24 protein-coding genes are annotated in these 26,119 nt (G+C 66.3%); 19 read left to right on the top strand and 5 right to left on the bottom strand.

The features are described from left to right. Window positions 1-73 precede the first annotated feature (73 nt). Both AC1ZV1_RS00860 and AC1ZV1_RS00855 read left to right on the top strand, forming a co-directional pair. Window positions 74-361: a DUF2782 domain-containing protein gene (locus tag AC1ZV1_RS00860; protein ID WP_045213413.1), complete on the top strand. Its 288-nt coding sequence runs from the start codon at window positions 74-76 to the stop codon at window positions 359-361. A gap of 34 nt (window positions 362-395) precedes the next feature. Beyond that, window positions 396-1,346, top strand: coding sequence for a homoserine kinase (locus AC1ZV1_RS00855; RefSeq protein WP_484295109.1), 951 nt, complete (start codon window positions 396-398; stop codon window positions 1,344-1,346). 335 nt (window positions 1,347-1,681) lie between these two features. On the opposite strand, the gene AC1ZV1_RS00850 is transcribed toward AC1ZV1_RS00855, so the two are convergent. The 3 genes from AC1ZV1_RS00850 to znuA all read right to left on the bottom strand — a co-directional run bounded on the left by AC1ZV1_RS00850 (window position 1,682) and on the right by znuA (window position 5,935). Further along, window positions 1,682-2,368 carry a TSCPD domain-containing protein gene (locus AC1ZV1_RS00850; RefSeq protein WP_017521239.1) on the bottom strand — a complete coding sequence of 229 codons (687 nt, stop codon included), beginning with the start codon at window positions 2,366-2,368 and terminating at the stop codon, window positions 1,682-1,684. Between the two features lie 17 nt (window positions 2,369-2,385). Further along, a complete protein-coding gene (locus AC1ZV1_RS00845; protein ID WP_484295108.1) occupies window positions 2,386-4,533 on the bottom strand; it encodes an adenosylcobalamin-dependent ribonucleoside-diphosphate reductase in 2,148 nt (715 codons plus the stop codon). Between the two features lie 463 nt (window positions 4,534-4,996). Beyond that, window positions 4,997-5,935 (bottom strand): zinc ABC transporter substrate-binding protein ZnuA, encoded by a 939-nt coding sequence (znuA, locus tag AC1ZV1_RS00840; protein ID WP_484295107.1) that lies wholly within the window; start codon window positions 5,933-5,935, stop codon window positions 4,997-4,999. A gap of 71 nt (window positions 5,936-6,006) precedes the next feature. Here znuA and zur point away from each other — a divergent pair, with 71 nt between their 5' ends. From zur to cls, 14 genes are all read left to right on the top strand, one after another. Continuing rightward, entirely contained in the window at window positions 6,007-6,513 is a 507-nt protein-coding gene (gene zur, locus AC1ZV1_RS00835; protein WP_484295106.1) for a zinc uptake transcriptional repressor Zur, read from the top strand. Continuing rightward, window positions 6,513-7,313: a zinc ABC transporter ATP-binding protein ZnuC gene (gene znuC / locus AC1ZV1_RS00830; RefSeq protein WP_484295105.1), complete on the top strand. Its 801-nt coding sequence runs from the start codon at window positions 6,513-6,515 to the stop codon at window positions 7,311-7,313. Before zur ends, znuC begins: the two co-directional genes overlap by 1 nt. Continuing rightward, on the top strand, window positions 7,306-8,094 hold the full coding sequence (gene znuB, locus AC1ZV1_RS00825; protein WP_169935180.1) for a zinc ABC transporter permease subunit ZnuB: 789 nt from the start codon (window positions 7,306-7,308) through the stop codon (window positions 8,092-8,094). The genes znuC and znuB overlap by 8 nt, the downstream gene beginning before the upstream one ends. Before the next feature lie 37 nt (window positions 8,095-8,131). Beyond that, window positions 8,132-8,509: a hypothetical protein gene (locus tag AC1ZV1_RS00820; RefSeq protein WP_484295104.1), complete on the top strand. Its 378-nt coding sequence runs from the start codon at window positions 8,132-8,134 to the stop codon at window positions 8,507-8,509. Between the two features lie 191 nt (window positions 8,510-8,700). Next, window positions 8,701-9,711: a methionine ABC transporter ATP-binding protein gene (locus AC1ZV1_RS00815; protein WP_138519899.1), complete on the top strand. Its 1,011-nt coding sequence runs from the start codon at window positions 8,701-8,703 to the stop codon at window positions 9,709-9,711. Then, window positions 9,708-10,373, top strand: coding sequence for a methionine ABC transporter permease (locus tag AC1ZV1_RS00810; RefSeq protein ID WP_024766991.1), 666 nt, complete (start codon window positions 9,708-9,710; stop codon window positions 10,371-10,373). Before AC1ZV1_RS00815 ends, AC1ZV1_RS00810 begins: the two co-directional genes overlap by 4 nt. Before the next feature lie 41 nt (window positions 10,374-10,414). Further along, complete coding sequence (locus AC1ZV1_RS00805; protein WP_484295103.1) at window positions 10,415-11,197, top strand: MetQ/NlpA family ABC transporter substrate-binding protein; 783 nt, start codon at window positions 10,415-10,417, stop codon at window positions 11,195-11,197. A 327-nt stretch (window positions 11,198-11,524) separates the two neighbouring features. Further along, on the top strand, window positions 11,525-12,355 hold the full coding sequence (locus tag AC1ZV1_RS00800; protein ID WP_484295102.1) for an energy transducer TonB: 831 nt from the start codon (window positions 11,525-11,527) through the stop codon (window positions 12,353-12,355). A gap of 49 nt (window positions 12,356-12,404) precedes the next feature. Continuing rightward, window positions 12,405-13,121: a MotA/TolQ/ExbB proton channel family protein gene (locus AC1ZV1_RS00795; protein WP_081518836.1), complete on the top strand. Its 717-nt coding sequence runs from the start codon at window positions 12,405-12,407 to the stop codon at window positions 13,119-13,121. A 1-nt stretch (window position 13,122) separates the two neighbouring features. Continuing rightward, a complete protein-coding gene (locus AC1ZV1_RS00790) occupies window positions 13,123-13,524 on the top strand; it encodes an ExbD/TolR family protein (protein WP_024766994.1) in 402 nt (133 codons plus the stop codon). A 314-nt stretch (window positions 13,525-13,838) separates the two neighbouring features. Beyond that, window positions 13,839-14,492 carry a gamma-glutamylcyclotransferase gene (locus tag AC1ZV1_RS00785; protein ID WP_484295101.1) on the top strand — a complete coding sequence of 218 codons (654 nt, stop codon included), beginning with the start codon at window positions 13,839-13,841 and terminating at the stop codon, window positions 14,490-14,492. A 117-nt stretch (window positions 14,493-14,609) separates the two neighbouring features. Continuing rightward, on the top strand, window positions 14,610-15,191 hold the full coding sequence (locus tag AC1ZV1_RS00780; RefSeq protein ID WP_484295100.1) for an alpha/beta hydrolase: 582 nt from the start codon (window positions 14,610-14,612) through the stop codon (window positions 15,189-15,191). A gap of 96 nt (window positions 15,192-15,287) precedes the next feature. Beyond that, window positions 15,288-16,685: an amidase gene (locus AC1ZV1_RS00775; RefSeq protein ID WP_484295099.1), complete on the top strand. Its 1,398-nt coding sequence runs from the start codon at window positions 15,288-15,290 to the stop codon at window positions 16,683-16,685. Between the two features lie 42 nt (window positions 16,686-16,727). Further along, the gene (gene cls, locus AC1ZV1_RS00770) at window positions 16,728-18,161 is read left to right on the top strand and encodes a cardiolipin synthase (RefSeq protein WP_484295098.1); all 1,434 of its coding nucleotides are present in this window, start codon (window positions 16,728-16,730) and stop codon (window positions 18,159-18,161) included. A gap of 260 nt (window positions 18,162-18,421) precedes the next feature. Here cls and ahpF read toward each other — a convergent pair whose 3' ends face one another. Both ahpF and ahpC read right to left on the bottom strand, forming a co-directional pair. Further along, window positions 18,422-19,987 (bottom strand): alkyl hydroperoxide reductase subunit F, encoded by a 1,566-nt coding sequence (ahpF, locus tag AC1ZV1_RS00765; RefSeq protein WP_484295097.1) that lies wholly within the window; start codon window positions 19,985-19,987, stop codon window positions 18,422-18,424. Between the two features lie 260 nt (window positions 19,988-20,247). Further along, window positions 20,248-20,811, bottom strand: coding sequence for an alkyl hydroperoxide reductase subunit C (gene ahpC / locus AC1ZV1_RS00760; RefSeq protein WP_017517843.1), 564 nt, complete (start codon window positions 20,809-20,811; stop codon window positions 20,248-20,250). Between the two features lie 478 nt (window positions 20,812-21,289). On the opposite strand from ahpC, the gene xdhA reads away from it, so the two are divergent. Genes xdhA through xdhC form a run of 3 tightly spaced genes read left to right on the top strand, consistent with a single transcriptional unit; the run spans window position 21,290 to window position 26,104 of the window. Further along, a complete protein-coding gene (xdhA, locus tag AC1ZV1_RS00755; RefSeq protein ID WP_484295096.1) occupies window positions 21,290-22,714 on the top strand; it encodes a xanthine dehydrogenase small subunit in 1,425 nt (474 codons plus the stop codon). Next, window positions 22,707-25,247 (top strand): xanthine dehydrogenase molybdopterin binding subunit, encoded by a 2,541-nt coding sequence (gene xdhB / locus AC1ZV1_RS00750; RefSeq protein ID WP_484295095.1) that lies wholly within the window; start codon window positions 22,707-22,709, stop codon window positions 25,245-25,247. The genes xdhA and xdhB overlap by 8 nt, the downstream gene beginning before the upstream one ends. Continuing rightward, window positions 25,244-26,104 carry a xanthine dehydrogenase accessory protein XdhC gene (gene xdhC, locus AC1ZV1_RS00745; protein WP_484295094.1) on the top strand — a complete coding sequence of 287 codons (861 nt, stop codon included), beginning with the start codon at window positions 25,244-25,246 and terminating at the stop codon, window positions 26,102-26,104. The genes xdhB and xdhC overlap by 4 nt, the downstream gene beginning before the upstream one ends. Window positions 26,105-26,119: the final 15 nt, after the last annotated feature.

Genomic DNA, 26,119 nt, shown 5'->3' with positions numbered 1-26,119 from the left:
AGGGGAATCAACCTTTTCAGAAGGGCACGGGCTAAAATGTCCGTAGCCAATTCGACAAAGGGACAAGGTTATCATGCGTACGTTGAACCGCCTGTTGCTCGCCGCTCTGCTGGGTCTTGGCGCAACCACCGTGCTGGCGGCGGACGATGCCCCGACGCCGGAGCCGGATGTGACCATCCGCCAGGAGGGCGACAAGACCATCCAGGAATACCGTGTGAACGGATTCCTCTACGCCATCAAGGTCGTGCCCAAGCACGGCAAGCCGTACTTCCTGGTACGCCAGGACGGCAGCGACGGCAATTTCATCCGCTCGGACCAGCCCGACAAGCTGATTCCGCAGTGGCAGATATTCAGCTGGTAAACCTTCCCCTCCACGACGCTCCAGAGGATTGAGCATGTCGGTATTCACGCCTCTGGAACGTCCGGTCCTGGAAGACTTTCTCGCCCCCTACGGCCTTGGCCGCCTGCGGGATTTCCGCGGCATCGCCGAGGGATCGGAAAACAGCAACTTCTTCGTCAGCCTGGAGCGGGGCGAATTCGTCCTGACCCTGGTCGAGCGTGGCCCGGTGCAGGAGATGCCGTTCTTCATCGAACTGCTCGACGTGCTGCACGAAGCCGACCTGCCGGTGCCCTACGCCCTGCGCACCAGGGACGGCGAGGCGCTGCGCCACCTCGAAGGCAAGCCGGCGCTGCTGCAACCGCGCCTGGCCGGCCGTCACGAACGCTCACCGAACACCCATCACTGCCAGGAAGTCGGCGCTCTGCTGGCTCGCCTGCACCTGGCGACCCGCGAGCGGATCATCGAGCGCCCCAGCGACCGCGGCTTGAGCTGGATGCTGCAGGAAGGCGAGACGATGCAGTCGCACCTGTCCGGCAACGCCGCGCCCCTGCTGGGCGATGCCCTTGAGGAGATCGCCCGCCTGCTGGCCGAACAACCGGCGTTGCCGCGCGCCAACCTGCACGCCGACCTGTTCCGCGACAACGTGCTGTTCGACGGCCCGCACCTGGCGGGGGTTATCGACTTCTATAACGCCAGTTCCGGCTGGATGCTCTACGACCTGGCAATCACCGTGAACGACTGGTGCTCGACAGACGACGGCGCCCTCGACGGCCCGCGCGCCCGCGCCCTGCTCGCGGCCTACGCGGCCAAGCGGCCGTTCACCGCCCTGGAAGCCGAGCTGTGGCCGGAGATGCTGCGCGTGGCGTGCGTGCGCTTCTGGCTGTCGCGGCTGATCGCCGCCGAGGCATTTGCCGGGCAGGACGTGCTGATCCACGACCCGAGCGAGTTCGAACGACGCCTGGCGCAGCGGCAGACGGTGGGGATTCATTTGCCGTTCGCCCTGTAACTCGTTCGGCGAATCAATCATCGTCTGTAGGAGCAACGGTCTTCTTTTCGTCAGTCCGTGCCAGCTCCCGCCCTCCCCCTGGCTGCGCGCCCCGCTCACAGGGAGAGGGGGCGATAGTGCCGACTGACGCTTAGGTTTCATCCTGCGCCGAACGGTCCCCTCTCCCGCTTGCGGGAGAGGGTCAGGGTGAGGGGCCTTTGTCTTGAAGCGGGTGAGTGAGGATCGAACGAGGAGTCGGCATCCCTGCCGTAACTCCTCTGCTCAAGGTCAGCCCCGGCCTGACCATCCATGGTCAGTCGTTCGCCGGCGCGACATATACGTCGCGTCGCTCCAGCTCACCCACATTTCGAATGCCCGCAGTTCAGGCAGGTGGCACAACCATCCATCTGCACCACCGCCATGGTGTTGCACTTGCCGCACAGTTGGGCGCCGGCTGGGAAGCCTTCGCCGGGCTCGGCCTTGTTGGTGCCTTGGGCGGCTTCGTAGGCGGCGCGCTTCTCGGCGAGGTACAGGCGCTGCTCCTCGTCCAGCTGCGGGCCTTCCATCAGGCCGATGGCGACCAGGTGGCGCTCCACCACGGCGCCGATCTCGGCGACGATCGACGGCATATAGATGCCGCCGCGCTTCAGGTAGCCACCACGCGGGTCGAACACCGCCTTCATCTCCTCCACCAGGAAGGTGCAATCGCCGCCCTTGCGGAACACCGCGGACATGATCCGGGTGAGCGCGACGATCCACTGGAAGTGGTCCATGTTCTTCGAGTTGATGAAGATCTCGAAGGGTCGGCGCTGCTCATAGGGGGTATCCGGGTTGAGCACCACGTCGTTGATGGTCACGTACAGCGCGTGCTCGAACAGCGGCGACTTGATCTTGTAGGTCGCGCCGACCAGCAATTCCGGCCGCTGGAGGGTTTCATCCATCTTCACCACGGCGGCCGCCGCGGCGGCTTCCACACGGGCCTTTTCCTCGGCCACGTCCACCACCTGGAAGCCTTTGATCTTCTGGTTGATCTTGACGCTCATGAGTCTCTCCAGGGGTATCAGTACTTGCCGTAATAGCCTTCTTTCAGGGCATCGAAGAGGTTGGCGGCGGTATGGATCTCGCCGTCGTATTCCACTTCCTCATTGCCCTTGAGTTCCACCACGCTGCCATCCTCCAGCTCGAAGCGGTACAGCGTCTTCTCCAGGTCCGACTCTTTCACCAGCACGCCCTGGAAGGCCGCCGGGTTGAAGCGGAAGGTGGTGCACCCCTTCAGGCCCTGGCGCCACGCGTAGCGGTAGATGTCCTTGAAGTCCTCGAACGGGTAGTCGGTCGGCACGTTGGCAGTCTTGGAGATCGACGAGTCGATCCACTTCTGCGCCGCGGCCTGGATGTCCACGTGCTGCTGCGGGGTGATGTCGTCGGCGGTGATGAAGTAGTCCGGCAGGCGGTGCTTCTCTTCCTCGGCGCCGGGCACGGCGTGGTTGTCGACCTGGTCGCGGTAGGCCAGCAGCTCGTAACTGAAGACCGAGATTTTCTCCTTGGTCTTGCGCCCGGCGCGGATCAGGTTGCGCGAATAGTGGTGGGCGAAGCTGGGCTCGATGCCGTTGGAAGCGTTGTTGGCCAGGCTCAAGCTGATGGTGCCGGTCGGCGCGATGGAGCTGTGGTGGGTGAACCGCGCACCGTGCTCAGCCAGTTCCTCGATCAGCTGCGGCGCGTGCTCGGCCACGCGCTGCATGTAGCGCGAATACCTGGCGTGCAACACGCGGCCGGCCACCTTGTCGCCGACCTTGAGGCCATCGGCCTTCATTTCCGGGCGCTTTCGCAGCATCTCGGCGGTGACGTCGTATTCCTTGACCAGCGCCGGCGCCGGGCCTTTCTCACGGGACAGCTCCAGCGCCACTTCCCAGCCGACCAGGGCCATCTCGCGCGCCACTTCCTCGGTGAACACGCAGGCTTCCGGACTGCCATAGCGAAGCTTGAGCAGCGTCAGCGCCGAGCCGAGGCCGAGGAAGCCCATGCCGTGGCGACGCTTGCCGAGGATTTCCGCGCGCTGCTGCTCCAACGGCAGCCCGTTGATCTCCACCACGTTGTCGAGCATGCGGGTGAACACGCGGACCACTTCGCGGTAGCGCTCCCAGTCGAAACGCGCGTTGTCGCCGAAGGCGTCGACCACGAAGGTGGTCAGGTTCACCGAGCCCAGCAGGCACGAGCCATAGGGCGGCAGCGGCTGCTCGCCGCAGGGGTTGGTGGCGCGGATCGCCTCGCACCACCAGTTGTTGTTCATCTCGTTGACCCGGTCGATCAGGATGAAGCCGGGCTCTGCATAGTCGTAGGTGGACACCATGATCATGTCCCACAGGTGCCGCGCCTTGACCCGGCCATAGACCTTGCAGGCCACGCGGCCATCGTCCCCCACCAGGTACTCGTCGTGCAGCGGCCAGTCGCGCCAGACCACTTCGTCGGCATCCTTCAGGTCGACTTCGTCGCGCTCCTTCTGGTGGATCGGGAACACCAGCGGCCAGTCCTCGTCGTCCTCCACAGCATTCATGAAGCCGTCGGTGATCAGCAGGCTGAGGTTGAACTGGCGCAGGCGGCCGTCTTCGCGCTTGGCGCGGATGAATTCGCGCACATCCGGATGGCTGACGTCGAAGGTGCCCATCTGCGCGCCCCGCCGCCCGCCGGCGGAACTGACGGTGAAGCACATCTTGTCGTAGATATCCATGAACGACAGTGGCCCGCTGGTGTGTGCGCCGGCGCCGGAGACATAGGCGCCGCGCGGGCGCAGGGTGCTGAACTCGTAGCCGATGCCGCAGCCGGCCTTGAGCGTCAGGCCCGCCTCGTGGACCTTCTCCAGGATGTCGTCCATGGAGTCGCGGATGATCCCGGAGACCGTGCAGTTGATGGTCGAGGTGGCCGGCTTGTGCCCCTGGGCGCCGGCGTTGGAGATGATCCGTCCGGCCGGGATGGCGCCGTTGCGCAGGGCCCAGAGGAAACGCTCGTACCAGTGCTCGCGCAGCGCCTTGTTGGTCTCGACGTCGGCCAGGGCGCGAGCGACGCGCTGCCAGGTCTCGTCGACACTGCCGTCGATGGGCTTGCCGCTCTTGTGCTTGAGGCGGTACTTGCTGTCCCAGATGTCCTGCGAGGCGGGTTGCAGGGCGAGAACTCCGTGGTCGGCGCCGCGTGGGCGCGCATCGGTCTTGGCCATCCGGGAAAGAACCTCCTGTCGGTTGGGTGGCAGTCGCAAATGGAGCGCGAGTAGACCCCATATGTAGGCATAGTTTCCTGACCGCCATCAATATCTTGTGTTAGAAGCACCCCAACGGAAACGATAGACGGTTGAGCGGCAGGCGTCGCAAAAGATGCGTTCAGCCGACGATTGGCGCGGAACCAGGGGAGGAAAGGGCGGGAAATTTCAGGCAGAGAAGGTGCGGCGATCAGGCACGGGGATGGCGTTTTGCCGCGCCATCAGGGAACTCGGGTGCGAGCGGAGGCACCCTCTCCCTAACCCTCTCCCTGAAGGGAGAGGGGACCGTCCTGTGCGAGCTGGCAGCTCAACGTTTGCCGGCTAACCCTGCAGTTTCAAAGCATGCCGAACGGCTCCCTCTCCCTTCAGGGAGAGGGCTGGGGGGAGAGGGCCCCAGGCAGAGGATTTTTCCGAGAAGCCCAACTCAGAGCTTCTCCAGACACCCCGCGAACTCGTCCGCCAGGTTGCCCAGCAGATGCTCGTACCCCTGGGCATCCACCTTCACCCCGACGCCCAGGTCATCCAGTTCGGCCAGGCGGACCGGGAGGCCCTGGCTCAGGGTGTCGGCCAGGCGCGGGCGGATCGGCGGTTCGCTGAAGATGCAGGACGGGCCGGCCTTCTGCAGCTGGGCACGCATGGCGGCCACATGACGGGCGCCCGGCTGGACATCGGCGGAGACGGCAAAGACCCCGGCGTGTCGCAGGCCATAGGCCTCTTCGAAATAGTCGAAGGCCTCGTGGAAGACGAAGAACGGCTTGCCCTTGAGCGGGTCGATGCGCTGCTTCAGGCGGGCGTCGAGGGTTTCCATGCGCTCGTCGAAGGCCTTCAGGTTGGCCTGGTAGCGGCTGGCGTTGGCCGGATCCGCGATCGCCAGGTCCTCGGCCATGCGCGCGGCGATCACCTGGGCATTGGCCGGCAGCAGCCAGAGGTGCGCATCGATCATGCCGGGTCGATGATCGTGGTCGTGCCCCAGGTCGTCGTGGTCATCAGCGTGGTCCGGATGGTTCGACCCGCTGAAATCGGCGAACTTGCGCAGGTGCATGCCGGCCTGGTCCTGCAGCGCCACGCTCGGTCCCTTGCGGCTGTCCAGCACCTTGGGCAGGAAGTTCTCCAGGTCCGGGCCGACCCAGTAGAACAGCTGCGCATCGCGCACGCGGCGGATGTCGGACGGGCGCAGCGAGTAGCTGTGGGGCGATGCCCCCGGCGGCAGCAGCACGTCCGGCGTGCCTTCACCGTCCTGGATGGCAGCGGCGATCAGTTGCAGCGGCTTGATGCTGGTCAGCACGCTGACCTCGGCGCGCAAGGGGAGGCTGAGCAGCAGCGCGCAGGCGGCGGTCAGCAGGGCGGCGGGACGGAAGGACACGGCGGCACTCACACAGGGGAGAGATGAAAGAGTAATATAATAACGTCTCTGAACCCGAGCGTCGCCGCCGCATGTACAAGATCGCCCCCAAGACTCCCCTCGCCTGCCGCCCGCACGACCACGCCAATTGCGTGAGCAGCGCCCTGGCCGACGCTGACGCGCTGTGCGCGCGCCAGGGCGTGCGCCTGACGGAGCTGCGCCGGCGCGTGCTGGAGCTGGTCTGGGCGAGCCACAAGCCGCTGGGCGCCTACGACATCCTCGCCGTACTGAGCGAGGAAGACGGCCGCAAGGCGGCGCCACCGACGGTTTATCGCGCTCTGGATTTCCTCCTGGAAAATGGCCTGGTGCACCGCATCGCCTCGCTCAACGCCTTCATCGGCTGCGCCCACCCGGAACATGCCCATGAAGGCCAGTTCCTGATCTGCCGTGCCTGCCACACCGCCATTGAGCTGGAGCAGCCGGCCATCAGCGACGCCATCGTCGCCGGCGCCAAGGGCGTCGGCTTCGCCGTCGAAACCCAGACCGTCGAAGTGGTCGGCCTCTGCGGCGCCTGCGCTCCCGGCCAGCGGGAGGCGTGATGAGCGACACCCTGATCCGCCTGCAAGGCGTCGGCGTCAGCTATGCCGGTCAGGCGGTGCTGCAGAACGTTGACCTGACCATCGCCCCCGGCGAGATCGTCACCCTGATCGGCCCCAACGGTGCCGGAAAGACGACCCTGGTGCGCAGCGTGCTCGGCCTGCTCAAGCCCGACACCGGCAGCGTCTGGCGCCAACCGAAGCTGTCCATCGGCTACATGCCGCAGAAGCTCCACGTCGACCCGACCCTGCCGCTGACCGTTTTCCGCTTCCTGCGCCTGGTCCCCGGTGTGCAGCGTTCCCACGCGCTCGACGCACTGAAGGAAGTGGGTGCGGCCCACGTAATCGACAAGCCGCTGCAGAGCGTTTCCGGTGGCGAGCTGCAGCGCGTGCTGCTGGCCCGCGCCCTGCTGCGCAAGCCGGAACTGCTGGTGCTCGACGAGCCCGTGCAGGGCGTCGACGTCGCCGGCCAGGCCGAGCTGTACCGCCTGATCGGCCGCCTGCGCGACCGCCTGGGCTGCGGCGTGCTGATGGTCTCCCACGACCTGCACCTGGTGATGAGTGCCACCGACAAGGTGGTCTGCCTGAACCGTCACGTCTGCTGTTCCGGGCACCCGGAACAGGTCAGCGGCGACCCGGCCTTCGTCGAGCTGTTCGGCCAGGATGCCCGCAGCCTGGCGGTCTATCACCACCACCACGACCATTCCCACGACCTGCACGGCGAGGTGGTGAAACCCGCCTTCCCCGCCGGCACCCGCTTCACTCCGGTCCACCAGCACGGCCCCGACTGCAACCATGGCTGATTTCCTGCTCAACGCCCTCCTCGCCGGGCTGGCCCTGGCGGTGGTCGCCGGGCCCCTGGGTTCGTTCGTCGTCTGGCGACGCATGGCCTATTTCGGCGACACCCTGTCCCATGCCGCCCTGCTCGGCGTGGCCCTCGGCTTCCTGCTGGACGTCAGCCCGACGCTGGCGGTGACCGTCGGCTGCGTACTGCTCGCCGTGCTGCTGGTCACCCTGCAGCAGCGCCAGCCACTGGCCGCCGACACTCTGCTGGGCATCCTCGCCCACAGCACGCTGTCGCTGGGCCTGGTGACCCTGAGCTTCATGAAGGAAGTGCGTGTCGACCTGATGGCCTACCTGTTCGGCGACCTGCTTGCCGTCAGCCAGACCGACCTCTTGTGGATCATTGCCGGCAGCGCTCTGGTGCTGGGGCTGATCTGCTGGCTGTGGCGACCGTTGCTGGCGATCACCGTGCACGAGGAACTGGCGCGGGTCGAAGGCCTGCCGGTCACCGCCATCCGCCTGGCGCTGATGCTGCTGATCGCCATCGTCATCGCCGTGGCGATGAAGATCGTCGGCGTGCTGCTGATCACTTCGCTGCTGATCATCCCCGCCGCCGCCGCCCAGCGGCATGCGCGCAGCCCGGAGCAGATGGCCTTCGGCGCCAGCCTGATCGGTCTGGTCGCGGTGTGTGCCGGGCTCTCGCTGTCCTGGTTCAAGGACACCCCCGCCGGCCCCTCCATCGTGGTCAGTGCAGCGGCCCTGTTCCTGCTGAGTTTTGTCCTGCCGCGCCGGACAGTGTAGAATTTGGCGATTTTTTGATCAAAAGAGACCCTGACGCATGAAGTCGTTCGTCATCCGCCTGTTCGCGCTGATGGCCATGGCGCTGGCCCTCGCGGCCTGCCAGAGCACCGCGAGCCATCCGCCCAGCAGCAGTGGCTTCGAGACCGAACTGGCCGCCGGCCGCCTGGAGTCCGCGCAGCTTGCGCTGGGATCCGAGCAGGAAGACACCGCCCAGCTCGCCGAGCGCCGCAAGCGCCTCGCCGACGCCTACCTTGAGCGCAGCCGCGAGGCCCTGGCCAAGGGCGACGTCAACGGCGCGACCACCGCCCTGACCCGTGCCCGCTCGCTGATGCCGCGCGCGCCCGGCGTCGCCGCCGACGTGAGCGGCCTGCGCAAGCCGGCCTCGCCCACCAGCCAGCCGACCTGCACGCCATGACCCACGGGCGCCCGTCCGCGGCGCCCGTTATTTCCTTTTGTTCCGTGCTTAGCTGAACAAGGATTAATCAGCCATAAAAAAGCAGGTTAAAATGCGCGGTTTTGGCTGACCGCCTACGCTCGTTGCCAACGCCTGTTCATCCGACGGCCCCGGCAGCGACAGCGCCTCTCCGTACCCACAAGGTTCGCTACGTGATCGAATTCCACGACGTCCACAAGACCTATCGCGTCGCCGGACGCGATATCCCGGCCCTGCAGCCCACCCGCCTGTCCATCGAAGGCGGCCAGGTCTTCGGCCTGATCGGCCATTCCGGCGCCGGTAAGAGCACCCTCCTCCGCCTGATCAACCGCCTGGAAGAACCCAGTGGCGGACGCATCGTCATCGACGGCGAGGACATCACCGCCCTGGACGCCGACGGCCTGCGCCGCTTCCGCCAGCGTGTCGGGATGATCTTCCAGCACTTCAACCTGCTGGCCTCCAAGACGGTCGCCGACAACATCGCCATGCCGATGAAGCTCGCCGGCACCTTCAGCGCCGCCGAGATCACCGCCCGGGTGGACGAACTGCTCGAGCGCGTCGGCCTCAAGGACCACGCGCGCAAGTATCCGGCACAGCTCTCCGGCGGCCAGAAGCAGCGCGTCGGCATTGCCCGCGCGCTGGCCTGCCGTCCGACCATCCTGCTCTGCGACGAGGCCACCAGCGCCCTTGACCCGCAGACCACCGGCCAGGTCCTGCAGTTGCTGGCGGAGATCAACCGCGAGCTGAAGCTGACCATCGTCCTGATCACCCACGAAATGGACGTGATCCGCCGTGTCTGCGACCAGGTCGCGGTGATGGACGCCGGGCGCATCGTCGAACAGGGCGAGGTCGCCGACGTATTCCTCCATCCGCAGCACGACACCACCCGCCGTTTCGTCTTCGAGGCCGAGCGCGTCGACGAAGACGAGCAGCACGATGACTTCGCCCACGTGCCGGGCCGCATCCTGCGCCTGACCTTCCGCGGCGAGGCGACCTACGCACCGCTGCTGGGCACCGTCGCGCGCCAGACCGGCGTGGACTACAGCATCCTCGCGGGGCGTATCGACCGCATCAAGGACCAGCCCTACGGCCAGCTCACCCTGTCCCTGGTGGGCGGTGACATCGAGGCCGCCATGGCGCAGCTGAACGCCGCCGAGGTCCATGTGGAGGTGCTCCGGGCATGAGCGACTTTTTCGTAAACATCGATTGGTCGGAAATCCTCCAGGCCAGCCTCGACACCTTCTGGATGCTCGGCGGTTCGCTGCTGTTCACCGTCATCCTCGGCCTGCCGCTGGGCGTGCTGTTGTTCCTCACCGGGCCCAAGCAGATGTTCGCCAACCGCGGCATCTACGGCGTGCTGGCGTTCATCGTCAACGTGCTGCGCTCGCTGCCGTTCATCATCCTGCTGATCGTGCTGATCCCGCTCACGGTGATCCTGGTCGGTACCTCGCTGGGCGTCGCCGGGGCCATCCCGCCGCTGGTGGTGGGTGCCACGCCGTTCTTCGCGCGCCTGGTGGAAACCGCCCTGCGCGAGGTGGACAAGGGCATCATCGAAGCCACCCAGGCCATGGGCGCCAGCACCCGCCAGATCATCTGGAACGCCCTGCTGCCCGAAGCCCGTCCGGGCATCATCGCCGCCATCACCGTTACCGCCATCACCCTGGTGTCCTACACCGCGATGGCCGGCGTGGTCGGCGCCGGCGGCCTCGGCGACCTGGCGATCCGCTACGGCTACCAACGCTTCCAGGACGACGTGATGCTGCTCACCGTGGTGATGCTGGTGGTGCTCGTCCAGATCCTGCAGACCGTCGGCGACAAGCTGGTGGTCCACTATTCCCGCAAATAACCACAAGGCCCGCCGGATGCGGGCCGACCAAGGAGCCAACCATGAAGAAGCTGTTCGCCGCGTTCGCTGCCGCCGCAGTCATCGCCACCCCGCTGGCCCAGGCCGCCGAGAGCCTGACCGTCGCCGCCACTCCGGTGCCGCACGCCGAGATCCTCAACTTCGTCAAACCCATCCTGGCCAAGGAAGGGGTTGAGCTGAAGGTCAAGGAATTCACCGACTACGTGCAGCCCAACACCCAGGTCGCCGAGAAGCGCCTGGACGCGAACTTCTTCCAGCACCAGCCGTACCTGGATGAGTTCAACAAGACCAAGGGCACCAGCCTGATCGCCGTCACCGGCGTGCACATCGAGCCGCTGGGCGCCTACTCCACCCAGTTCAAGAAGCTCGACGAACTGCCCTCGGGCGCCACCGTGGTGATCCCCAACGACGCCACCAACGGCGGCCGCGCCCTGCTGCTGCTGGACAAGGCCGGCGTGATCAAGCTGAAGGACAACAAGTCCATCACCGCGACCCCGAAAGACATCGTCGAGAACCCGAAGAACATCAAGGTGCGTGAGCTGGAAGCGGCCACCCTGCCGCGCGTGCTGACCCAGGTCGACCTCGCCCTGATCAACACCAACTACGCCCTGGAAGCCAAGCTGAACCCCACCAAGGACGCGCTGGCCATCGAAGGCGCCGACTCGCCCTACGTGAACATCCTGGTGGCCCGTCCGGACAACAAGGACAGCGACGCCATGCAGAAGCTGGCCGCCGCCCTGCACAGCCCCGAGGTGAAGCAGTTCATCCTCGAGAAGTACAAGGGCGCCGTCGTTCCGGCCTTCTGATCGCCGCGACGCTGACGCGTATGAAAAGCCCGGTCGAATGACCGGGCTTTTTCGTTTCAGCACCCCGCAAAGCCGCGCGCCAGGGCCTTTGATCAAAAAATCACCAACCTTTCCTGCATATTTTCCATGCCGCAAAGGCATCGGCTTTTTGCCGATCCGCTGAAACCCACGAATGCTGCGGCCTGCAGCGATCCGCCGAAAACCTATAGCACCGAAAGTTATTTAAATAAGAGAAACAATCACTTCAAGAGCTAAGACGCTCCGCCAATCATGCAGGTCCGTTTCAAGCGCGACGTAGAGCCGCGCAGACCTGCAAGGAGATCGTTCATGGCTCAACCCCAGCATGCCCTCGCGCCGGATGCCTTCCTGCGCCACGTGCCCGGCGGCGACCTGGTCGATCTCGGTCGTCCGCTGCGCCATGCGCTGGAACTGGGCCGCCATGTCCCGGCAAAACCCCGCGCGCTGAGCCGCCGTGAAGCCGTCCTGCTCGGTCTGTTCGCGCTTACGCTGCACGGCGCGGTGATCTACTGGCTGAGCCAGCAGCCCACCCCGCAACTGCCAGAGGTGCCACCACAGGTGCCGCCGATGACCATCGAATTCACCGCGCCGACGCCGCCTGTCGTCGAACCACCGCCGCCCGAGCCGATTCCCGAGCCGGTAGTACAAGAGCCGCCGCCTCCGGTGGTGGACGAGAACGCGGTGAAACCGCCACCGCCCAAGCCGATCCCCAAACCCGTCTCGAAACCTAAGCCGAAGCCGGTCCCCAAGCCCGTGCCCAAGCCGGTCGAGCAACCCACGCCGCCCAAGGCCGAAACCCCGCCGCCACAGCCGGCTCCGCCCGCTCCGGCGGCACCGGCGGCACCGGCGCCAGCTCCGCTGACGCCGCCGTCGGCCAACGCCGGTTACCTGAAGAACCCGGCGCCGGAATACCCGCCACTGGCCCAGCGCCGTGGCTGGGAAGGCACCGTGCTGCTGCGCGTGCATGTTCTCGCCAGCGGTAGCCCGAGCGAGATCCAGGTGCAGAAGAGCAGCGGCCGCGATGCCCTGGACGATGCCGCGGTGCGTGCGGTGAAACGCTGGAGCTTCGTCCCCGCCAAACGCGGCGACGTGGCCCAGGACGGCTGGGTCAGCGTACCCATCGACTTCAAATTGCATTGATTCCATTTGCCCAGATCAGCCGCACGAGAACCGCGGAAGGAGAACACCCATGAGTCTGCCCCTGAACCCCCTGGAATCCGTCGAAGGCGCAGTCATCTGGCTGCTGGTCGGCTTCTCCGTCGTGACCTGGGCGCTGGCCCTGGTGAAAGGCGTCCAGTTCACCCGCCAGAAGTCCCAGGACAAACGCTTCCAGAAGCAGTTCTGGAGCGCCACCAGCCTCGAATCGGCCGGTGACCAGGCCGCCGGCAAGCCCGGCGCTGGCGCCCGAGTCGCCCAGGCCGGTTTCGCCGCCATCCAGGTGCAGGACAACGGCCAGCCGGACCTCGCCCAGTCGATCAACCACCAGGACCGCCTCGAGCGCGCCCTGCGCCAGCAGATCCAGCGTGAGCGCCGCTCCCTGGAGTCCGGGCTGGCGGTGCTTGCCTCGATCGGCTCCACCTCGCCCTTCATCGGCCTGTTCGGCACCGTGTGGGGCATCATGGAAGCGCTCAAGGGCATCAGCGCGGCCGGCTCGGCGAGCCTCGAAACCGTCGCTGGCCCGATCGGCAGCGCACTGATCGCCACTGGCGTGGGTATCGCCGTCGCCGTCCCGGCGGTGCTGGTCTACAACTACTTCCTCCGTCGCCTGAAGCTCACCGCTGCCGACCTCGACGACTTCGCCCACGACTTCTACAGCCTCGCGCAGAAGAGCGCCTTCCGCGTCGTCACCCTGCCCACTGCCGCGCGCAAACCGGCTGCCGGCGCCAGCGTGAAGGAGGCGAGCTGACATGGCCTTCTCGACCCAGGACAGCGACGAGGTTCTCTCCGAGATCAACGTGACCCCGCTGGTGGACGTGATGCTGGTGCTGCTGGTGGTGTTCATCGTCACCGCCCCCCTGCTAACCAACGCCATCCCGATCAACCTGCCCAAGACCGAGGCAGTCGCCCCGCCGGAGCAGAAGGACCCGCTGGTGGTGAGCATCGACGGGGCCGGCAAGTGGTTCATCAACAAGGACGAAATCCAGCCGGACCTGCTGCAAAGCAACCTGGCGGCGGCCAAGGCCAAGGATGCCGAAGTACGTGTGCAACTTCAGGCAGATGAAACGGTGAACTACGGCCAGGTGGCCAAGGCCATGGCCTCCATCGAGAAGGCAGGCATCACCAAGCTGGCGGTAATCACCGCGCGCTGAGGACCTGTAAGACACCTGAAACAGAGCGGGTGTAGAAAGGGACCTCCACAACGTACCGAGCTTCAAGGCCGCTCTCCCAATACTCAGGCAGGGGTGAGCGGCCTTTTTTTATCTGTGGATTCCTGGCTCACCGAGTCGTCGGTGACACCCTATCCCTAACCCTGAGTACGGGAGTTCCCCTGCCAGAAAGCCCCACCGCCCCCGCCGTTCGTCGTCATCCCCGCCCCGGCAATAAACCTATGCCTTTCAGGCCCTTCCGCGGCCGCCGCAGTTCTACTAAGTTGATGACAGTCTGGAGACCTGAGGGGTACCGCATGACATCGTCTCCCGCTTCGGAAGGCCCGTTCTATCCGCCGACACTGGGGGTGCCGGAACGCTTCACACCCGCACAACTGCGCGCCTCGCTCGACATCACCATGAGCGAACACGGCGCCGGCCCTGTGTGGCTGTTCGCCTACGGTTCGCTGATCTGGCGCCCGGAATTCCCGGTGGCCGAGGCCCGACGCGCACGGGTGCACGGCTACCACCGCGGCCTCTACCTGTGGTCGCTCACCCACCGCGGCACGCCGGAAGCACCGGGCCTGGTGCTTGGCCTGGATCGCGGCGGCTCCTGCGCCGGCTTCGCCTTCCGCCTGCCCGACGACAACCTCGATGCCAACCTCTATGCGCTCTGGGAACGGGAGATGCCCTACGCCTCCTACCGCCCGGAATGGCTGAACTGCCGCCTCGACGACGGCAGTCGCGTGCGCGCCCTGGGCTTCGTCCTGGAGCGCCACCTGCCCAGCTACGCCGGCTCCCTGCCCGACAATATCGTCCAGCACGTGCTCGACAGCGCCCAGGGACACTTCGGCACCACCCGCGAGTACGTCGAGCAGACGGCGCGCGCCCTGCGTGAATACGCCATGCCCGACCTCAACCTGGAAGGCATCCTCGCGCGTTGCTGCCCGCTGCGGCGAATGCAGGAATAAGCGCTTATAGCCGTTTGCTTAGTTGAAATACTGCATAAGCAAAGAATTTCTTATTCCTTAACGTATATTAAAACCCTCCCTAGAATGTCTTTCATGACGATTCGAGAGGGCCGATCCATGCGCAATGAACGCATCCGCTACCTGATCGTGCCGGGCTGGCACGGTTCCGACGACGCCCACTGGCAGAGCCACTGGCAGCGCGCCCTGCCGAATGCCGCGCGGGTGCAGCAACAGGACTGGATCACCCCGCAGCACAACGACTGGGTCGCCGAGCTGGACCGCGAGATTCGCCGCGAACCGGGGCGCGTAGTGCTGATCGCGCACAGCCTGGGCTGCGTCACCGTCGCCTCCTGGGCAGCCCGCGCCGACCGACGCGCCCTCGCCCAGGTCGCCGGTGCCCTGCTGGTCGCGCCAGCCGACGTGGAACGGGAAACCTGCCACGAGGCCCTGCGCAACTTCGCGCCGATCGCCGCACAGACCCTGCCCTTCCCTGCGGTGCTGGTGGGTTCGGACAACGACGCCGCCTGCAGCCCGCAACGCGCGCTGATCCTCGGTCGCGCCTGGGGGAGCGAGACGGTGATCCTGCCCTCCGCCGGGCACATCAACGTGAAATCCGGCCACGGCGCCTGGGAATCGGGCTACCGTCACCTGTACCGCCTGCAGTACCTGATCGACCAGCAATCGCGCCAGCGCGCCTGATCCCACGCATGAAGGCGCGCGGTGTGACGTCCGCGCCTATCCCCTCTTGGCGCGGATTCGGCTAGGGTGAGGCATAGCCCCACGCCGGAGACCGCCATGCCACCGTTGCACGACCTGTCCGCCGTCGAACTGCTCGCGCTGTACCGCTCCCACCAGCTCTCTCCCGTCGAGTACCTCGAGCACCTGATCGCCCACATTGATCGCTGGGAGCCCCGGCTCTGCGCGCTCTTCGCCTTCGACCCGCAGCGGGCGATAGAGCAGGCGCGACGCTCGGAGGCGCGCTGGATCCGCTGCGCGCCCTGTGGCGAGCTGGATGGCGTGCCGGTAACCATCAAGGAGCTGATCGCCACCCGCGGCGACCCGATTCCCCAGGGCAGCGCGGCCACCCTGCTGCAACCGTCCGCCGGCGATGCTCCGCCCGCCGCGCGGATGTTCGAGGCTGGCGCGATCCTGCTGGGCAAGACCACGGTGCCGGACTTCGGCATGCTCTCCTCCGGGCTCTCCAGCTTCCACGAACTGGCGCGCAACCCCTGGGACCTGCGCATGAACCCCGGCGGCTCCAGCGCCGGCGCCGCCTCGGCCGCCGCCGCCGGCTACGGGCCCCTGCACATCGGCACCGACATCGGCGGCTCGGTGCGTCTGCCGGCGGGCTGGTGCGGCCTGGTCGGCTTCAAGCCGAGCTTCGGGCGCATTCCCATCGACCCGTACTACACCGGACGCTGCGCCGGGCCCATGACCCGAACGCTGGATGATGCAGCGCTGATGATGAAGCACCTCAGCCGCCCGGACTGGCGCGACGCCACGTCGCTTCCACCGGCGGACCTGGACTGGCACATCGAACCGCTGGACGTGCAGGGGTTGCGTATCGGCCTGCAGCTCGACCCCGGCTGCGGCCTGCAGCCGGACGCGGAAGTCCGTGCTGCCGTCGAGGCGGTCGCGCGGCGCTTCGCCAATGCCGGTGCGGAGATCGTCGAGGTGCAGCCGATCCTCGACCGCGAGCTGCTCGACGGTCTGGACAAGTTCTGGCGCGCACGCCTGTGGGCCGAGCTGGAAAACCTGCCCCGCGAGCGCCAGGCCAAGGTGCTGCCCTACATCTACCAGTGGGCAGAAGGCGGCGCCTCGATCAGCGGCGCCGACGCGGTGCGCGGCTACAACCGCACTTTCGACATGCGTCGACGGGCCGCCGAGCAGTTCCACGAAGTAGACTTCCTGCTCTCGCCGACCAACCAGGTCGCCGCCTTCCCGGCCGAATGGGCCTCGCCCACCAACGACCCGGCGCTGCCCTTCGAGCACATCGGCTTCACCGTGCCCTGGAACATGTCCGAGCAACCGGCACTCTCGATCAACTGCGGCTTCACCAGCAGCGGCATGCCCATCGGCCTGCAGATCGTCGGCCCGCGTTTTGCCGACATCGCCGTGCTGCGCCTGGGCAAGACCTACGAACACTGGCGCGGCTCCGTCAGCCGCTGGCCGCAGCCGCCGGGAGTCAACTAGGCTCAGACCCACCGCCGACCACAAGGAACCGATCGCGCGCCCATGCAGTACACCACCTACATCGCCCACTTCCTGGTCGTCATCCAGTTGCTGGGGATCATCGCCGCCGTCCACGCCGTGCTCAGCGTGCGCACCGCTCAAGGCGCCATCGCCTGGGCGACATCGCTGGTGTTCATGCCGCTGCTGACGCTGGTGCCCTACCTGGTGTTCGGTCGCAGCCGCTTCGACGCCTACATCGGCGCACGCCGGCAGGCCAACGATGAAATGCACGTGGCGGCCGCCGAGCTGGACTGGCGCCCCTGGGTGGAAGAGGCCCTCGCCGCGCGCCAGTACCATGCCTACAAGTCGCTCAAGGCCATGGTCGGGCTGGCGCGCATGCCGACGCTGGCGAACAACAAGGTGCGCCTCCTGGTGAACGGCAAGGCCTCCTTCGACGCGATGTTCGAGGCCATTTCCAGCGCACAGAAAGTGATCCTCGTGCAGTTCTTCATCATCCGCGACGACGCCCTCGGCCAACGCCTCGCACAGTTGCTGCTGGAGCGCGCGGCCAACGGCGTGGATGTGTTCCTGCTGTATGACGGGATCGGCAGCCACGCCCTGTCGCGCCGCTACATCGAGCGCCTGCGCCAGGGCGGTGTGCAGGTACACGCCTTCAGCACTGGCAGCGGGATGATCAACCGCTTCCAGGTGAACTTCCGCAATCACCGCAAGATCGTCGTGGTCGACGGCGTGCGCGGCTTCGTCGGCGGGCATAACGTCGGCGTCGAATACCTGGGCGAGAAGCCACCGCTGGCGCCCTGGCGCGACACCCACATCGAACTGCACGGCCCAGCCGTCGCGTGCCTGCAGGAGTGCTTCGCCGAGGACTGGTTCTGGGCCACCCACACGCTGCCGACACTGATCCTGCCCGATGGCTACGACGACGCCGGCATGCTCTGCCAGGTGGTGCCCAGCGGCCCGGCGGACACCCAGGAAACCTGCTCGCTGTTCTTCGTCGAATCGATCAACGCGGCGGTGGAACGGGTGTGGATCACCACGCCGTATTTCGTCCCGGACGAAGCCGTCGCCGCCGCCCTGCGTCTGGCGGTGCTGCGTGGCGTGGACGTGCGCATCCTGTTGCCCTCGCGGCCGGACCACAGGACGGTCTACGCCGCCTCCAGCCTCTATGCGCTGGAGGCCGTGCGCGCCGGCGTGCGGGTATTCCGCTACCAGCCGGGATTCCTGCACCAGAAGGTGGTGTTGATCGACCACGACAGCGCCGCGGTGGGCAGCGCCAACCTGGACAACCGTTCGTTCCGGCTGAACTTCGAGATCATGGTGATCACCGTCGACGAAGGCTTTGCCCGCGACGTGGAGGCCATGCTGGAGGAAGATTTCGCCCAGTCGGTGGAGATGACCCTGGACGACCGCAAACGCGTGCATCGGCTGCAGCAACTGGGGATGCGGGTGGCGCGGCTGGTGTCGCCGATTCTCTGAAGATTCGGAGCGAGGCTGGCCCTCTCCCCCGCCCTCTCCCTGAAGGGAGAGGGAGCCGTCCTCTGCATCGATACTTTTCGAAGTCAGCCGGAGGGCGCAGAGATATCCGCGTCTGCCGGACAGTCCCCTCTCCCTTCAGGGAGAGGGTTAGGGAGAGGGTGCTAACCCCGCGCGTCAGGACCAGCAGGTAAATATCATCCAAAAGAAAACGCCCGGTTCACTCGCGTGAACCGGGCGTTTCTTTCTCTAGCGCGAGGTCATCAGGCTGGCGCGGAGGAGCGGATCAGGTGGTCGAAGGCGGAGAGCGACGCCTTGGCGCCTTCGCCGACCGCGATCACGATCTGCTTGTACGGTACGGTGGTCACGTCACCGGCGGCGAAGATGCCCGGCAGCGAAGTCTCGCCGCGAGCGTCGACGATGATCTCGCCACGCGGGGTCAGCTCGATGGTGCCCTTGAGCCATTCGCTGTTGGGCAGCAGGCCGATCTGCACGAAGATGCCTTCCAGGTCGATGGACTTGAACTCTTCCGAGTTGCGGTCCTTGTAGACCAGGCCGGTGACCTTCTGGCCATCGCCTTTCACTTCGCTGGTCAGCGCGCTGGTGATCACGTCCACGTTCGGCAGGCTGAACAGCTTGCGTTGCAGCACGGCGTCGGCGCGCAGCTTGCTGTCGAACTCCAGCAGGGTCACGCGGCTGACGATACCGGCCAGGTCGATGGCCGCCTCGACGCCGGAGTTGCCGCCGCCGATCACCGCCACGCGCTTGCCCTTGAACAGCGGGCCGTCGCAGTGCGGGCAGAAGCACACGCCCTTGGCCTTGTACTCCTGCTCGCCCGGCACGCCCATTTCGCGCCAGCGGGCGCCGGTGGCCAGGATCACGGACTTGGCCTTGAGGCTGCCGCCGCCCTCGAACTGCACTTCGTGCAGGCCGCCGGCGGTCTTCGCCGGAATCAGCGCGCTGGCGCGCTGCAGGTTCATGATGTCGACGTCGTAGTGCTTGACGTGCTCTTCCAGCTGACGCGCCAGTTTCGGGCCTTCGGTTTCGGTCACCGAGATGAAGTTCTCGATGGCCATGGTGTCCAGCACCTGGCCGCCGAAGCGCTCGGCTGCGACGCCGGTACGGATGCCTTTACGCGCGGCGTAGATGGCTGCCGCGGCGCCAGCCGGGCCACCGCCGACGACCAGCACGTCGAATTCTTCCTTCGCCGACAGCTTCTCGGCTTCGCGGGCAGCGGCGCCGGTGTCGATCTTGGCGAGGATTTCCTCCACGCCCATGCGGCCCTGGCCGAACACTTCACCGTTGAGGTAGATGCTCGGCACCGCCATCACCTGGCGGCGCTCGACTTCTTCCTGGAACAGCGCGCCGTCGATGGCGACGTGGCGAATGTTCGGGTTGAGCACGGCCATCAGGTTCAGCGCCTGGACGACGTCCGGGCAGTTCTGGCAGGACAGCGAGAAGTAGGTTTCGAACTCGAACGAACCCTGGATGCCCTTGATCTGCTCGATCACGTCGGCATCAAGCTTGGACGGGTGACCGCCGACCTGCAGCAGCGCCAGCACCAGGGAGGTGAATTCGTGGCCCATGGGGATGCCGGCAAACGCCAGGCCGATGTTCGCCCCCGGGCGGTTCAGCGCGAAGGACGGCTTGCGCGCGTCGCTGCCATCTTCACGCAGGGTGATCTTGTCGGTGAGGCCGACGATTTCATGCAGCAGCTCGCTCATCTCGCGGGATTTGTCGCTGTCATCGAGGGACGCGACGATCTCGAACGGCTGCTGGACCTTTTCCAGGTAGGCCTTCAACTGGGTTTTAAGGGTGGCGTCCAACATGATTCAAATCCTCGGAATTTGAGCAAAGGGGTTCCCCGGCAGGCTTTTCAGCCCACCCTACGCACGCTTTTGGCTTGGGTAGGGAGGATGCCGGTAGGCATCCTCGGGGTACTACGTAAAACGGATTGGGAAGCGTCGTGAGCAAGCGCTCAGGCAAGGCGAAATCAGGCGTGGGCGCGGAGTCTACAAATTGTAAATGACAAGGCCCGCGCCTGATTTCAACGCAGCATGAGCGCTGCGCAACAGCTTCCCGGCCGTTTTTAGATCTTGCCGACCAGGTCCAGGGAAGGAGCCAGGGTCTTCTCGCCTTCTTTCCACTTGGCCGGGCAGACTTCGCCCGGGTGAGCGGCGGTGTACTGGGCAGCTTTCAGCTTGCGCAGGGTTTCGCCGACGTCACGAGCGATCTCGTTGGAGTGGATTTCAACGGTCTTGATGATGCCTTCCGGGTTGATCACGAAGGTGCCACGCAGGGCCAGGCCTTCTTCCGGGATGTGCACGCCGAAGGCGTTGGTCAGCTGGTGGGTCGGGTCGCCGATCAGCGGGAACTGGGCTTTGCCAACGGCCGGGGAAGTTTCGTGCCACACCTTGTGGGAGAAGTGGGTATCGGTGGTCACGATGTAGACCTCGGTACCGGCCTTCTGGAACTCGGCGTAGTTGTTGGCGGCGTCTTCGATCTCGGTCGGGCAGTTGAAGGTGAAGGCTGCCGGCATGAAGATCAGAACGGACCACTTGCCCTTGAGGGATTCTTCGGTGACTTCGATGAACTTGCCGTTATGGAAAGCGTTGACCTTGAACGGTTGAACGGGGGTGTTGATCAGGGACATTAGGCAATTCCTCAATGAGAGTTTGTCGTTTAATCGAGTGGTCGATCGGTTGAAATTCGACAGGGGCAAGATTATCGCCTGATGACAGAAAAGGCCCATTGATTTAGGGCATCACGAATATTGAGTATCTCTATCGAGATATCTATAAAAGGAAGAAGTTTCCTATCAAGCGAAACGCGCCATCCACCCTGCGGACGGCTGTCGCGAGGCCTCTGGCCTGCGGTGTTGCGCCCTGCCCCTGCAACCCGGCGGCACGCGCCGGTCCGACCACCTTCGCCTGAAAGCGCCGCGAGAACAACGCCAATCGCGACGTACGGCACCTGGATCAATGTTCATAAGCGGCGATTTTCCTGCCCCACTGGTCAAGCCTGCCCACCGGCCTATGCTTGTGCCTGAGCGCCGTTCGCCACGGCTCCCGACGCCCACGGACAGCCTTCGAGACGCGGCGCCGCCGCACGCATGACGACGAGGACTCCCGATGATCCAGTTCCTGCTCGGCGACGAAACGGTCCAGGCCGACGGCTTCGCGCCCGAGACCAGCCTGCTCGACTACCTGCGCATCCACCGCGCACGCACCGGCACCAAGGAGGGCTGCGCCTCGGGCGATTGCGGCGCCTGCACCGTGGTGCTCGCCGAACCCGACGGCGATGCATTGCGCTACCGCGCGGTAAACGCCTGCATCACGCTGCTGGGCGCAGTCCATGGTCGCCAGGTGCTGACGGTGGAGCACCTCGGCACTCCCGACACACTGCATTCGGTGCAACAGGCGATGGTGGACTGCCACGGGTCGCAGTGCGGCTTCTGCACGCCGGGCATCGTCATGTCGTTGTTCGCCTGGCACCACTCACCCCTGCCGCATGACCGCGAAACGGCGCTGACCGCGCTCTCCGGCAACCTGTGCCGTTGCACCGGCTACCGGCCGATCCTCGACGCCGCCACGCAGATCGCCGGGCTACCGTGCCTCGACAGCTTCGCGCAGAACACCACGCTGACGGTCGCGCGCCTGCGTGAGATAGCCACCGCCGGCACGCTGCGCGACGCCGAGGCGCAGGCGTGGTTGCCCGGCTCGCTGGATGAGCTCGACGCCCTGCTGCAGGCCCGCCCGACTGCCCGGCTGATCGCCGGCGGCACCGACCTGGCGCTGGACGCCACGCAGAACCTGAAGGCCTTCCCGGCGCTGATCCACCTCGATCGGCTGAGTGAACTGCAGCGCCTGGAAGTCCATCCCGATCATCTGCTGATCGGCGCGGCGCGGACCTACGCCGACTGCCTCGACGCGCTCAGCGAATTCCCCGGCGTCCCCGCCCTGCTGGAGCGCCTGGGTTCGCTGCAGATCCGCCAGCGCGGCACCCTGGGCGGCAACATCGCCAACGCCTCGCCCATCGGCGACATGCCACCGGTGCTGCTGGCACTGGATGCGCGCCTGCGCCTGCGCAGGGCGGGTGCCGTGCGCGACGTCCCCATCGACAGCTTCTTCACCGGCTACCGCACGACCATCCTGCAACCTGGCGAGTACATCGAGGCGGTGCTGATACCGCGCCTGCGCGGCAACCAGCGGTTCCGCGTCGACAAGGTCTCCAAACGCCGTGACGACGACATCTCCGCCGTGTGCCTGGCCCTGCGCCTGGACCTCGACGACGCCGGCAGCGTCATCGACGCGCGCCTCGCCTGCGGCGGTATGGCCGCCACGCCGTTACGCGGCACGCAGACCGAAGCAGCCTTGCGCGGCAGGCCTTTCGACGCTGCGGCCGTTGCCGCGGCACAGGCCGCGATTCCGCTGGACTTCCAGCCCATCGACGACCTGCGCGCCAGCGCCGCCTATCGCCTGAAAGTGGCGCAGAACCTGTTGCAGCGCGCACTACTGGAGTGGCCAGGATGCTCTGCGGAGGTGTGTCATGCGTAGCCTGCCACCGCTGGCCAGCAACGGCGTCGCGGTCGCCATCCACAGCGCGGGCAAGCCCCGTGAACACGACAGCGCCACGCTGCACGTGCGCGGTGCTGCCCGCTACGTGGACGACCTGAGGGAACCTCGCGAGCTGCTGCACGCCGCCGTCGGCCTGACTGAAATCGCCTGCGGCGCCGTGCTGTCCCTTGACCTCGACGCCGTGCGTAGCGCACCCGGCGTCATCGCCGTGCTCACCCTGGGCGACGTCCCCGGCCATACCGACATCGGCCCGGTGTTCCCCGGCGACCCACTGCTGGCCGGCGACCGGGTGAAGTACCACGGCCAGGCACTGTTCGCGGTCGCCGCCGAAAGCCTGATCCAGGCGCGCCGGGCGGTACGCCTGGCGAAGGTCGAGTACGCGCGGGAAGACCCACTGATCGATCCGCTGCGAGCCAAGGCCGAGGAGCGTTTCGTGCGCCCGCCGCACCACATGCACCGGGGCGATGCGCAGGCAGCGCTGGAGAGCGCCCCACAGGTACTGGAAGCCCACCAGTTCATCGGCGGCCAGGAACATTTCTACCTCGAAGGCCAGGCCTCGCTCGCCCTGCCCGGTGACGACGGCGGGATGCTGGTGCATACCTCCAGCCAGCACCCGAGTGAAGTGCAGAAGCTGGTGGCCGAGGTGCTGGCGATCCCACTGGCCAAGGTCACGGTGGAAGTGCGGCGCATGGGCGGCGGCTTCGGCGGCAAGGAAACCCAGGCCGCTCCCTTCGCCTGCCTCGCCGCGCTGCTGGCGAGCAGGACCGGTCGTGCGGTGAAGCTGCGCCTGCCGCGTGCCGACGACATGCGCCTGACCGGCAAGCGCCATCCCTTCCACAACCACTACCGTATCGGCTTCGACGACGAGGGCCGGCTGCTCGCTGCGCAGCTCGACGTGGTGGGCGACTGCGGTCATTCGCCAGACCTCTCCGACGCCATCGTCGACCGCGCGATGTTCCATGCCGACAACGCCTACTTCATCCCCGACGTGGCCATCTCCGGCTACCGCAGCTTCACCAATATCGTCTCGCACACCGCCTTCCGTGGCTTCGGCGGGCCACAGGGGATGATGATCATCGAGCGCGCGATGGACGACATCGCCCGCACGGTGGGCAAGGACCCGCTCGAAGTGCGCAAGCTCAATCTCTATGGAGGAATTGGACGGGAGCTGACGCCCTACCACCAGAAGGTCGAGCACAACCTGCTGGGCGAACTGATTGCGCGGCTGGAACAGAGCAGCGACTACGCCGCGCGGCGCTCGGCGATCCACGAGTTCAATGCGCGGAGCCCGGTACTGAAGAAGGGCCTGGCGCTGACGCCGGTGAAGTTCGGCATTTCTTTCACCGCGCAGCACCTCAACCAGGCGGGCGCGCTGGTCCACCTCTACACCGACGGCAGCATCCAGCTGAACCACGGCGGCACCGAGATGGGCCAGGGCCTGAACATCAAGGTCGCGCAGATCGTCGCCGAGGAATTCCAGGTGCCGCTGGAGCGCGTGGTGATCACCGCAACGCGCACCGACAAGGTGCCCAATACCTCGCCCACCGCCGCCTCCAGCGGCACCGATCTGAATGGCATGGCGGCCCGCGACGCCGCACGCACGCTGAAGAAGCGGCTGATCGACTTCCTCGCCGAACGCGATGGCGTGAAGCCGCAGGAGATTCGCTTCGAGCACGGCGGGGTGACGGTCGGGGCGCAGCACCTGGGCTTCACCGAGGTCATCCAGGCGGCCTACTTCGCGCGCATCCAGCTCTCTGCCACCGGCTTCTACCGCACACCGAAGATTTTCTACGACCGCGAGAAGGGCCAGGGCCACCCGTTCTTCTACTTCGCCTACGGCGCGGCAGTGTCGGAGGTGGAAGTGGACACGCTGACCGGTGAATACCGCGTGCGGCGGGTGGACATCCTCCACGACGTCGGTCGCAGCGTGAACCCGGCCATCGACATCGGCCAGATCGAGGGCGGCTTCGTCCAGGGCATGGGCTGGCTGACCACCGAGGAACTGCGCTGGGACGACTCGGGCAAGCTGCTCACCGTTGGGCCGGCGACCTACAAGATCCCGGCGGCGAGCGACGCACCGGAAGATTTCCGCGTGGCGCTGTTCGACCGTCCCAACGAGGAGGACAGCGTGTACCTGTCCAAGGCCGTGGGCGAGCCTCCGTTCATGTTGGCAATCTCGGTGTGGTCGGCGCTGCGCGATGCCATCGCCAGCCTGGCGGATTACCGGCTGAGCCCCGACCTGGATACGCCGGCGACGCCGGAGCGGGTGCTCTGGGCCTGTGAGGCGATGCGCCAGTCTCAGCAAGAGCACCCTCTCCCTAGCCCTCTCCCGCAAGCGGGAGAGGGGACCGTTCGGCGCGAGGCGAACCCACGCATTCAACCGACATCTGCGGCGTCAGACGACCCACTGACCGCGACCGCTGCAGCGGACAGCCCCCTCTCCCTCCGGGAGAGGGTTGGGGTGAGGGAAAATCCGCCAACTCCCGACTCGACCCAGGAACCCCAACCATGACCCGTCACTGGATGGACGCCATCGCCCGCCTGCGCGACAGCGCCGAGAGCTACGTGCTGATCACCGTGATCGGCGTGCAGGGCTCCACGCCGCGGGAGTCCGGCAGCAAGATGCTGGTCACCGCCGGGGAAACCGTCGACACCATCGGCGGCGGCCACCTGGAATTCGCCGCCATCGAACACGCGCGCCAGTTGCTGCTGGCCGGCAAGGACTGCCAGGCGCTCGAACACTTTCCCCTTGGCGCACGGCTGGGCCAGTGCTGCGGCGGGCGCGCCAGCCTGCTGTTCGAATGCTTCGCCGCACGCGGGCCGCAGGTCGTGCTGTTCGGTGCCGGCCATGTGGGCCGCGCCCTCGCGCCGCTGCTGTCGGGGCTGCCGCTGCGCCTGGAATGGGTGGACAGTCGCGCGGCCCAGTTTCCTCAGTCGGTTCCCGCGGGCGTGCTCACGCGCCTGCTGGAGGAGCCGGAAGACGCCGTGCACGAAGCACTGCCGGGCAGCTACTTCCTGGTCATGACCCACAACCATCCGCTGGACTACGCCATCGCCGAGGCCGTGCTCAAGCGCGGCGATGCCGGCTTCCTCGGCATGATCGGCTCGCGCACCAAGGCCCGTCGCTTCCAGATGAGGCTCGAGCAGCAGGGTTATCCACAGGAGGTGATCGCGCAGATGCATTGCCCCATCGGTCTCTCCGAAGTCCCCGGCAAGCGCCCGCTGGAAGTGGCCATCTCGGTCGCCGCCCAGGTCATCGCCCGCTATCAGCAGGACGCGCCACCGCGCCAGACACGCGAAGGCGTCGAGTGGGCAGCGCTGTGTAGCGAAGGCGCGTGCAGCGACGAGCCGGACAGCGCAAAAACCTGACCAGTGGGACAACAG

Source organism: Pseudomonas sp. BB438, assembly GCF_057180225.1.
Note: the sequence above shows the minus strand (reverse complement) of the source record. Positions and strands in the feature narration are given on the sequence as shown.

Excerpts from the sequence above, each read along its gene's own strand:
- AC1ZV1_RS00845 (WP_484295108.1), bottom strand. The coding sequence starts at position 4,533 with ATGGCCAAGACCGATGCGCGCCCACGCGGCGCCGACCACGGAGTTCTC.
- znuC (WP_484295105.1), top strand. The coding sequence starts at position 6,513 with ATGAGCGACACCCTGATCCGCCTGCAAGGCGTCGGCGTCAGCTATGCC.
- AC1ZV1_RS00790 (WP_024766994.1), top strand. The coding sequence starts at position 13,123 with ATGGCCTTCTCGACCCAGGACAGCGACGAGGTTCTCTCCGAGATCAAC.
- ahpC (WP_017517843.1), bottom strand. The coding sequence starts at position 20,811 with ATGTCCCTGATCAACACCCCCGTTCAACCGTTCAAGGTCAACGCTTTC.
- AC1ZV1_RS00775 (WP_484295099.1), top strand. The coding sequence starts at position 15,288 with ATGCCACCGTTGCACGACCTGTCCGCCGTCGAACTGCTCGCGCTGTAC.
- cls (WP_484295098.1), top strand. The coding sequence starts at position 16,728 with ATGCAGTACACCACCTACATCGCCCACTTCCTGGTCGTCATCCAGTTG.
- AC1ZV1_RS00855 (WP_484295109.1), top strand. The coding sequence starts at position 396 with ATGTCGGTATTCACGCCTCTGGAACGTCCGGTCCTGGAAGACTTTCTC.
- AC1ZV1_RS00805 (WP_484295103.1), top strand. The coding sequence starts at position 10,415 with ATGAAGAAGCTGTTCGCCGCGTTCGCTGCCGCCGCAGTCATCGCCACC.
- AC1ZV1_RS00860 (WP_045213413.1), top strand. The coding sequence starts at position 74 with ATGCGTACGTTGAACCGCCTGTTGCTCGCCGCTCTGCTGGGTCTTGGC.
- AC1ZV1_RS00810 (WP_024766991.1), top strand. The coding sequence starts at position 9,708 with ATGAGCGACTTTTTCGTAAACATCGATTGGTCGGAAATCCTCCAGGCC.
- ahpF (WP_484295097.1), bottom strand. The coding sequence starts at position 19,987 with ATGTTGGACGCCACCCTTAAAACCCAGTTGAAGGCCTACCTGGAAAAG.
- AC1ZV1_RS00785 (WP_484295101.1), top strand. The coding sequence starts at position 13,839 with ATGACATCGTCTCCCGCTTCGGAAGGCCCGTTCTATCCGCCGACACTG.
- AC1ZV1_RS00800 (WP_484295102.1), top strand. The coding sequence starts at position 11,525 with ATGGCTCAACCCCAGCATGCCCTCGCGCCGGATGCCTTCCTGCGCCAC.
- AC1ZV1_RS00850 (WP_017521239.1), bottom strand. The coding sequence starts at position 2,368 with ATGAGCGTCAAGATCAACCAGAAGATCAAAGGCTTCCAGGTGGTGGAC.
- znuB (WP_169935180.1), top strand. The coding sequence starts at position 7,306 with ATGGCTGATTTCCTGCTCAACGCCCTCCTCGCCGGGCTGGCCCTGGCG.
- AC1ZV1_RS00795 (WP_081518836.1), top strand. The coding sequence starts at position 12,405 with ATGAGTCTGCCCCTGAACCCCCTGGAATCCGTCGAAGGCGCAGTCATC.
- AC1ZV1_RS00820 (WP_484295104.1), top strand. The coding sequence starts at position 8,132 with ATGAAGTCGTTCGTCATCCGCCTGTTCGCGCTGATGGCCATGGCGCTG.
- zur (WP_484295106.1), top strand. The coding sequence starts at position 6,007 with ATGTACAAGATCGCCCCCAAGACTCCCCTCGCCTGCCGCCCGCACGAC.
- AC1ZV1_RS00780 (WP_484295100.1), top strand. The coding sequence starts at position 14,610 with ATGCGCAATGAACGCATCCGCTACCTGATCGTGCCGGGCTGGCACGGT.
- xdhB (WP_484295095.1), top strand. The coding sequence starts at position 22,707 with ATGCGTAGCCTGCCACCGCTGGCCAGCAACGGCGTCGCGGTCGCCATC.
- xdhA (WP_484295096.1), top strand. The coding sequence starts at position 21,290 with ATGATCCAGTTCCTGCTCGGCGACGAAACGGTCCAGGCCGACGGCTTC.
- xdhC (WP_484295094.1), top strand. The coding sequence starts at position 25,244 with ATGACCCGTCACTGGATGGACGCCATCGCCCGCCTGCGCGACAGCGCC.